Source organism: Pseudomonas petrae, assembly GCF_021728295.1.
Lineage (GTDB): Bacteria > Pseudomonadota > Gammaproteobacteria > Pseudomonadales > Pseudomonadaceae > Aquipseudomonas > Aquipseudomonas petrae.
On record NZ_JAKJXE010000027.1, the window covers coordinates 1 to 7,698 of the forward strand.

At 61.5% G+C, this 7,698-nt stretch carries 7 protein-coding genes; 2 read left to right on the forward strand and 5 right to left on the reverse strand.

Annotated elements, in window-relative coordinates:
• The first annotated feature begins 684 nt into the window (after nt 1-684).
• A complete protein-coding gene (locus L4G42_RS25835; protein ID WP_237254991.1) occupies nt 685-1,290 on the forward strand; it encodes an FMN-dependent NADH-azoreductase in 606 nt (201 codons plus the stop codon).
• 399 nt (nt 1,291-1,689) lie between these two features.
• Nucleotides 1,690-2,757 carry an alpha/beta hydrolase family protein gene (locus L4G42_RS25840; RefSeq protein WP_237254992.1) on the forward strand — a complete coding sequence of 356 codons (1,068 nt, stop codon included), beginning with the start codon at nt 1,690-1,692 and terminating at the stop codon, nt 2,755-2,757.
• Between the two features lie 34 nt (nt 2,758-2,791).
• Here L4G42_RS25840 and L4G42_RS25845 read toward each other — a convergent pair whose 3' ends face one another.
• The 5 genes from L4G42_RS25845 to L4G42_RS25865 all read right to left on the reverse strand — a co-directional run bounded on the left by L4G42_RS25845 (nt 2,792) and on the right by L4G42_RS25865 (nt 7,387).
• Complete coding sequence (locus L4G42_RS25845; protein WP_237254993.1) at nt 2,792-3,688, reverse strand: TIGR03915 family putative DNA repair protein; 897 nt, start codon at nt 3,686-3,688, stop codon at nt 2,792-2,794.
• Nucleotides 3,685-4,905 carry a putative DNA modification/repair radical SAM protein gene (locus L4G42_RS25850; RefSeq protein WP_237254994.1) on the reverse strand — a complete coding sequence of 407 codons (1,221 nt, stop codon included), beginning with the start codon at nt 4,903-4,905 and terminating at the stop codon, nt 3,685-3,687. Before L4G42_RS25850 ends, L4G42_RS25845 begins: the two co-directional genes overlap by 4 nt.
• 82 nt (nt 4,906-4,987) lie before the next feature.
• Complete coding sequence (locus L4G42_RS25855; RefSeq protein ID WP_237254995.1) at nt 4,988-5,632, reverse strand: HAD family hydrolase; 645 nt, start codon at nt 5,630-5,632, stop codon at nt 4,988-4,990.
• Between the two features lie 244 nt (nt 5,633-5,876).
• Nucleotides 5,877-6,830 (reverse strand): 2-hydroxyacid dehydrogenase, encoded by a 954-nt coding sequence (locus tag L4G42_RS25860; RefSeq protein WP_237254996.1) that lies wholly within the window; start codon nt 6,828-6,830, stop codon nt 5,877-5,879.
• Nucleotides 6,831-6,844: 14 nt separating this feature from the next.
• Nucleotides 6,845-7,387 carry a cysteine hydrolase family protein gene (locus L4G42_RS25865; protein WP_237254997.1) on the reverse strand — a complete coding sequence of 181 codons (543 nt, stop codon included), beginning with the start codon at nt 7,385-7,387 and terminating at the stop codon, nt 6,845-6,847.
• Between the last annotated feature and the right edge of the window lie 311 nt (nt 7,388-7,698).

Consider the following 7,698-nt stretch of genomic DNA (forward strand, 5'->3'; position numbering starts at 1 on the left):
GTTTCGCCTTCGGCGAGTTACTTGGAAAAAGCACCCCGCTCTCGGTTTTAAAGAGCAGCCAAGGGTGCTTGCTCTCGGTTGGGCCCTTCCTTCGTCAGGGTTCCTTCACTCCGGTCTCGCTCCGTGGGCCCGCGCCAAACGGACATCCATGTCCTGACGGCGCTCTCGCCGCATCCATGCGGCTCGGCCCACTGCGCGAGACCTGCGTTCAGCCTGCACCAAAGTCGCGATTGGCGGTGACTGGAATTCTTGTGTTTGAAGAGCAAAAGCAGATCAAAAGCTCCCGGCTGAAGCCGGTCCCACTGGCTGCACGGGCTTTTACTGGCTGAATGCATTCCTCTGTAGGAGCCGGCTTGCTGGCGAACGAGGTGGGTCATCCAAAATTGCAGCGGCTGGAGAGACGGGTTCGCCAGCAAGCCGGCTCCGACAGTGTGAGCCACTCCCAATGGACGCCTGGGATTGCTTTAGTGGGACCGGCTTTAGCCGGGAAGAGACCCGTGTGAACGCCGGCACCTCTCCAGTATGTCGCCGATGCTTTACCGGCTGAAGCCGGTCCTACATTGCTGATTGTCCTATGCCTGAGACGATCTATCGCATTTACACCCTCTAATCACGCATTACTTCACAAGGTAGGATGACGCCACTTGATCGCCAGGCGGCGATTCTCACCTTGGGAAGCACTTCATGAAACTCTTGCACATCGATTCCAGCATCCTCGGCGATCACTCCGCTTCGCGTCAGTTGAGCCGCAGTGTCGTTGAGTCTTTCACCGCTACCACCCCGGACACCCAGGTGGTGTACCGCGATCTGGCGAGCGAGCCACTTAATCATTTCTCCGGCACCACGCTGGCCGCTGCCGGTACGCCGGTGGAAGGCCGCGACGCGGCGCAGAAGCTGGAAGTGGAGACCAACGAAGCGACGCTGGAAGAGTTCCTGTCGTCTGACGTCGTGGTCATCGGTGCGCCGATGTACAACTTCAGCATCCCGAGCCAGTTGAAGGCGTGGATCGACCGCATCTGTGTGGCCGGCCGCACTTTCCGCTACACCGAAGCGGGCCCGGAAGGTCTGTGCAAGGGCAAGAAAGTGATCATCGTTTCGACCACTGGCGGTCTGCATCAGGGGCTGCCGAGCGGCGCTGGCCATGATGACCTGCTCAAGGTGGTGTTCGGCTTTATCGGCGTCACCGACCTGGAATTCGTCGTGGCCGAAGGCCTGGCTTATGGCGACGAGCCGCGTGCCGCTGCCATGGCTGCCGCGCAGAAGACCATCAGCGAAACGCTGTTCGCTTAAGTCCGACTACGCCGCCAGCGTCAGCGAAGCGGCTCGAAGCGATAAAAAAAGCTCCACCCGAAAGCCCTGTCATCACCGGCCCGCACGCCGATGGGTGACGGGGCTTTCGTCGTTTTGCGGCCGCATGTTCAGCCGAGCGACAGCCTTTATGAGTTCTTTGCGCGTAACCTCCCTGTAGCACCGTAGAATGCGCACCCATTCGGCCTGTTCTGCGTCAAGCGGCGACCGATGCCTTCAATTCTTCGAGCTTGGCCCGCCTTGTGCACCATTGATCCTCAAACGTTTCGGAATGTTATCGAACCCCACGGGTCAGATAGCGACAGACGCCGTTTTTGCGGGGCTTCAGCCATTGAGCGTCTGAATCGGCAGGCATGGATTGATAAGGTGAGGGGCATTGCAATGATGCGTCTTTGTGCAGTGATGATTATCAGCATGCTGGGCAGCCTGATTTCGGTGCAGGCCAGCGAGCTGCAGAGCTGGAGCGTGGGCTTTCACGAGCTGACGTTTCTCGATCCGCTGGATTCCCGGCCCATGCACGCCTACGCTTTTTACCCCTCCACCGACGATGAACACATCACCCGCGTTCAGGGTTATCCGATTGAAGCGTCGGAAGACGCCACCATTGCCATGGGCCGCTTCCCGCTGCTGATGCTGTCCCACGGCAACACCGGCACGCCGCTGGCGCAACACGACCTGGCGACGTCATTGGCGCGCAAGGGGTTTGTCGTCGTGGCGGTGTTCCATCCGGGCGATAACTACATGGACCACAGCCGCTTGGGCAGCCTGAGCAATCTCTACGGTCGCCCCCTGCAAATATCCGAAGCCATCAGTGCCGCGTTAATCGACCCCATGCTGTCGCCGTACATCAGTGCGCGCCGCGTCGGGGTGATCGGTTACTCGGCGGGTGGCGAAACGGCGTTGATTCTCGCCGGCGCCCAGCCTGATCTGCAGCGCCTGCGCCATTACTGCACCGAGCGGCCTCAAGACCGTGACGCTTGCAAGACCCAGGGCGAACTGGTGGCAGACCGTGACGACCTGCACGCGCAAGCCGATCCCCGCGTGGGCGCGCTGATGCTGATGGCGCCGCTGGGGTTGATGTTTGGTCGGCAGACGCTGGCTGACGTGCACGTGCCGGTGTTGTTGTACAGCGGCGACGGCGACGAACTGCTCGCCATCGACAAGAACGCCGAAGCGCTGGCACGCAAGCTGCCTGAGGTCTCGGATTTCAAACTGTTCGCCGGGGCAGGGCACTTCGTGTTCATGGCGCCCTGTGATGACGAGCAACGTGCCACCCAGCCTGGCCTGTGCACCGACGCTATTGGCGTCAATCGCGAAAGCATTCACCGCGACCTGAGCAGCGAGGCGGTGCGCTTTTTCGGCACGGCCTTGGGCACGCCCATCAGCACCGCCGGGATGCAGACCGCCGCGCATCGTGAGTTTGAACCCGTCAACAGCCTGGATCAGTAAGGCTGCACGCAAACCTCAGGCCGACTCACGCAGCCTAGTTTGCGTCCGCTGCGGGCGAGGGCGCCGGTTTGCCACGAATCACTTTGCCGCGCCGCTCGGCAATCTCCCGCGCCTGACCATCACGCTGCCCGCCGGTACGCGCCTCGCTGATCAATGCCGGAATCAATGGTCCCTCCGGCAAATTCTTCCAGAACCGCGCCGGCAGATGGCCCTGCATGACTTTCGGATTGAGCCGCGCCGGATTGAAAATGTGGCTGTAGTAGGTCAGCCAGAGATTGCCGTGGGGATCATCGGCATTGCGTGCCAACGACTGCCATGCCTCCGGGCACACAGGCTGATGAATCAGCTGCTCGCCGTCATAAAACACGCCGTCTTTGGGCGTCGCAATCATCCAGCGATGACGACCCATGCGCCCGATGAAATGCTCGCTGGCGGTGCGCAGAATGTCGTGGGCAGGCTCGTGCCAGGCGACGTATTCCGGTAAACAGGTCATCTCCAGCAATGCCGCCTTGGCCGCGACGTCTTCGGCATTATCAATCACCGGCAGCGCCACGAAGCGCAGAAACGCATGCAGGTGGTGGGCTTCTCGGCTGACCTGTTTCAGGCGCCGGTGCAGTTCGCTGCCCAATTTGTCGCCGGCCAGCATGGCCGTGCGATCACCATGGCTGACCCGCCAGAGCACTTCGTAGAGCAGCGTCCAGCGCTGGTCGCCGCAGAACTGTGCGGCGTTCTGCAGCAGCTCCAGCAACTCAAGGGGAATGCGCGCGCGAAAGGGGCCGGGCTCGTCCGGGTAATCAACGTCGCTGGCGAACAGGTCAGCGTCCTGCTGCACGCTCCAGCTCACCTGATCCGGGTTGATCTGGTGGCTCAGCAGCCAGCGCGCCTGCTGCCGCCAGGTGTCGAATGAGTCGGCGCAATCGAGAATGATCATCCCCACAGCGCCATTTGTTGCGGCTGAGGTTTGTCGCGCAGTTGCTCGCGCAGATCGATGCTTGAACTTTCGGCCTGACGCGGATGGTAGTCGCTTGTAATGATGAACGGCTTGGCCTTGGCCAGCACGCAGCGAAGCCGGGTCAGGTCTTCGTAACGAATGCGGCGTTGGCGGCGCAACTCGACCAGACGCTTGGTGGTGCGAATGCCAATGCCGGGGATCCGCGCGATCATCGCCGGCTCCGCGCGGTTGAGGTCCAGCGGGAAGATGTCGCGGTGTTCCAGCGCCCAGGCCAGTTTCGGGTCGATGTCCAGGGCCAGATGCCCCGGGCCTTGCAGCAACTCGCTGGCGCTGTAGCCATAGCTGCGCAGCAGGAAGTCGGCCTGATACAAACGGTGCTCGCGCATCAACGGCGGCGCAGCGTGTGGCACGCTTTTCGGGCTGTTGGGAATCGGACTGAACGCCGAGTAGTAGACGCGCTTGAGGCGGAAATCGCCGTACAGCGATTCAGCGGTGTGCAGGATGGTGCTGTCATCGGTTTCATCAGCACCGACGATCATTTGCGTGCTTTGCCCGGCCGGCGTGAATTTCGGCGCCCGCGGCTCGTTGAGCACGGTTTGCTGACCGGTGTAGATGGTCTGCATGGCCTGCTTGATAGAGCCCATTTCCTTTTCCGGCGCCAGGGTCTGCAGGCCAAGCTGGGTCGGCAGCTCGATATTGACGCTCAGGCGATCGGCGTAGCGACCGGCTTCTTCGATCAGCGCAGGGTCGGCTTCGGGAATGGTTTTGAGGTGGATGTAGCCGCGAAATTCATGCTCTTCCCGCAGCAGTTTGGCGACGCGAATCAGCTGTTCCATGGTGTAGTCCGCCGAGCGGATGATCCCGGAGCTGAGGAACAGGCCGCTGACGCAGTTGCGACGGTAGAAATCCATGGTCAGGGTGACCACTTCTTCCGGGCTGAAACGTGCGCGGGGCACGTCGCTGGAACGGCGGTTCACGCAATACTGACAGTCGTACAGGCAGAAGTTGGTGAGCAGGATTTTCAGCAGCGAGACGCAGCGCCCGTCGGGGGTGTAGCTGTGGCAGATGCCCATGCCGGTGCTCGAACCGAGGCCGGATTTGCCTTCGGAACTGCGTTTGGGTGCGGCGCTGCTGGCGCAGGAGGCGTCGTACTTGGCCGCGTCGGCGAGGATGCTCAGCTTGTCGATCAGCTGCATGGATTTTCTCGATACTGTTTTTATGTACAGTATCGAGTTGGCCGGGGATGAACAAGGGCCGATCGGATGGATGGCCGATTGATCAACGGATGCGCTGTACTAATTCCTTCAATTCGCCAAAGTCTTTGACGCGATGGAAGTTGGCGTTGCCCACGAACGCCGAGAAATCGGTGTCGCCGTAGCCCGCCACTTGCGCTCCGGCGCCTAGTCCGGCCTCGACGCCCGGAATGCTGTCTTCGACTAACAGGCACTGGGTGGGCGGCAGGCCCAGCAATTCTGCGGCGTGTTCGATGAGCACCGGGGACGGCTTCCACGATTGCACCTCGTAGGCGCTGACAATCAGGCCGTGGAACACGTCCAGCAGACCGACCGTGCTCAGGCAGGTTTCGATCTTGCTGCGCGGGCCGTTCGACGCCACGCATTTGGGCAGCGAAAGGTTGCGCACGAATTCGACGGCGCCTGGCATTTCTTCCAGCTGTTCCCGCAGCAGCGGCAGGGTGCGCGAGCGGAATTCGGTTTCGATGTCGTCGCCTGGCAACCACGGATAATCGCGACACAGGCCTTCCATGCACAGCGCAAACTGCACGCCACGAAAGCGTTGCAGAACTTCGTCGACGCTCAGTAAAACCTGGTGTTTGTCGAGGATGTCGCGCAGCAAGCCGGCGGCCAGCCGTTCGCTGTCAACCAGGGTTCCGTCGCAGTCAAAAATGACGCCGGCAATATTCAAACAGAGCTCTCCTTCTTTGTTGATCGGGCTTTCTCGATCAGGTTGCTTGATCGGAATGCGTGTGCAGATGTCTGGATCCGGGTAGGGGCAATTCGACCGGCATTATCCAGAAAAGTTGGCGGCGATGCTCGGGTGCTGACTTACGGTACGGCGCAGCCAGTCCATGCGACGGCCGTGCAGTTGTTTGAACGGCCATGGGAGCAGGCCGACGGCTTCATCGTCAGGCCTGCACGTGACGCGCCGGTTACAGCTCGACCGGCGTGACCAGCGTCCCTTTCTCGAAATGACCACTGACGTTGGCGAACACCAGATCGGCCATGGCCTGGCGCGTTTCGTAGGTCCCGGAGCCGATGTGCGGGGTGAGCACCACATTGTCCAGCTTCAACAGCTCGGCCGGCACGTTGGGCTCGTCTTCGAACACGTCGAGGCCGGCGCCGGCGATTTCCGAGGCCAGCAGCGAGGCCACCAGCGCCTTCTCGTCGACAACGGTGCCGCGGGCGACGTTGATCAGAAATGACTTGGGACCGAGTGCCCGGAGCACTTCGGCGTCGATCAGGTGCTGAGTGTCCGGGCCGCCGGGGACGATCACGATCAGGTAGTCCGAGTCCTGGGCCAGTTCCCGAAGGTCACCGTAGTGCCGGTAAGACACATCTTCGTAAGCGCGGCCACGGCGGAAGTAGGCGATGTTCATCTCGAACGCGGCGGCGCGTTTGGCGATCGTCTTGCCGATCTTGCCCAGGCCGACAATGCCGCAGGTCTTGCCGCACAGGTCGTTGCCGAGGGGGAATTTGCCGTCGGGCCACTGGCCGGCCCGTACGAAGCGCTCGGCTTCGCTGATGCGGCGGGACACGCAGAGCATCAGCGCCATGGCGGTTTCGGCGACGGCGTTGTTGAGCACGTCGGGGGTGTTGCTCAGCTTGATGTTGCGGCGCGCCAGGTAGTGAGTGTCGACCGCGTCATAGCCGACGCCGAAGCTGTTGACCACTTCCAGGTTCGGCAGGCGATCGAGAATGGCATTGTCAGTGCCGAACACGCCGCTGGTGACGACGCCGCGCACTTTGCTCCCGTGCTGGTTGGCCCAGGCGTCGATGTCGTTGATGTCGGCGAGTTTGTGCACGCTGTAATCGCGCTCAAGATTTTGCATCAGCGTTGCATGCATCGGGCCCCAGACCAGAATGTCGGCTTTCTTGTCGCTCATTGTTTTCTCCTTCATCAGGCCAGATACGTTTGGGTACTCAGTACCTCGGCATAGGCAAAGCCCAGCGCGGACATGAAGGCGGCGTGGACGTGGGCGGCGGGCACCACGCTGCCTTCGAATTCCAGGTCGCGACTGGCGCAGGCGTCGTGGATGACTTTGACCTTGTAACCGAGGTCCGCTGCCGCGCGGGTGGTAGCGTCGATGCACATGTGGCTCATGGAGCCGATGATCGCGAGGTGCTCGATGCTTTTGTCTTCAAGTAGCGCCTGCAGCCCGGTTTCACGAAACGAGTTGGGGAAATGCTTGAGCACCACCGGCTCGTGCTCAAGGTTCAGGACTTTGGGGTGCAGCCTGGCGCCATCGGAACCGGGGGTGAAGAAGGGCGCGTCGGCGCCGGACTCATGGCGGATGAAGACAATCAGATCCCCGGCGTCTCGCGCGGCCTGAACCACCTTGGCGGCGTTGTCAGCGGCGGCGTCGGCGCCTGCCAGTGGCCATTTACCGCCGGGAAAGTAGTCATTCTGGATATCGACTACGATGAGCGCTGTGCTGGACATAGGGCCTTCCTTGTTCGTGGGTTGTCGGGTGTGGGCAGAGTATTACCACCTCAACGGAGCGGGGAGCAACGACAGCATCGTTCGCCCATGCGCCGTCTTCCCGGCTAAAGCCGGTCCTACTGAGGCCACGCGGTGTAACAGTAGGACCGGCTTCAGCCGGGAAGAGGCCGGTGTATACGACATCATTTTCGCGGCGTGACGCCCGAAGCCTTCCTGGCTAAAGCCGGTCCCACTGAGGGTGCGCGGTGTGACAGTAGGACCGGCTTCAGCCGGGAAGAGGCCGGTGTATACGACATCGTTTTCGCGGCGTG

Bases quoted from the DNA above. Each gene is read 5' to 3' on its own strand.
- L4G42_RS25840 (WP_237254992.1), top strand. From the start codon at position 1,690: ATGATGCGTCTTTGTGCAGTGATGATTATCAGCATGCTGGGCAGCCTG.
- L4G42_RS25835 (WP_237254991.1), top strand. From the start codon at position 685: ATGAAACTCTTGCACATCGATTCCAGCATCCTCGGCGATCACTCCGCT.
- L4G42_RS25850 (WP_237254994.1), bottom strand. From the start codon at position 4,905: ATGCAGCTGATCGACAAGCTGAGCATCCTCGCCGACGCGGCCAAGTAC.
- L4G42_RS25860 (WP_237254996.1), bottom strand. From the start codon at position 6,830: ATGAGCGACAAGAAAGCCGACATTCTGGTCTGGGGCCCGATGCATGCA.
- L4G42_RS25865 (WP_237254997.1), bottom strand. From the start codon at position 7,387: ATGTCCAGCACAGCGCTCATCGTAGTCGATATCCAGAATGACTACTTT.
- L4G42_RS25845 (WP_237254993.1), bottom strand. From the start codon at position 3,688: ATGATCATTCTCGATTGCGCCGACTCATTCGACACCTGGCGGCAGCAG.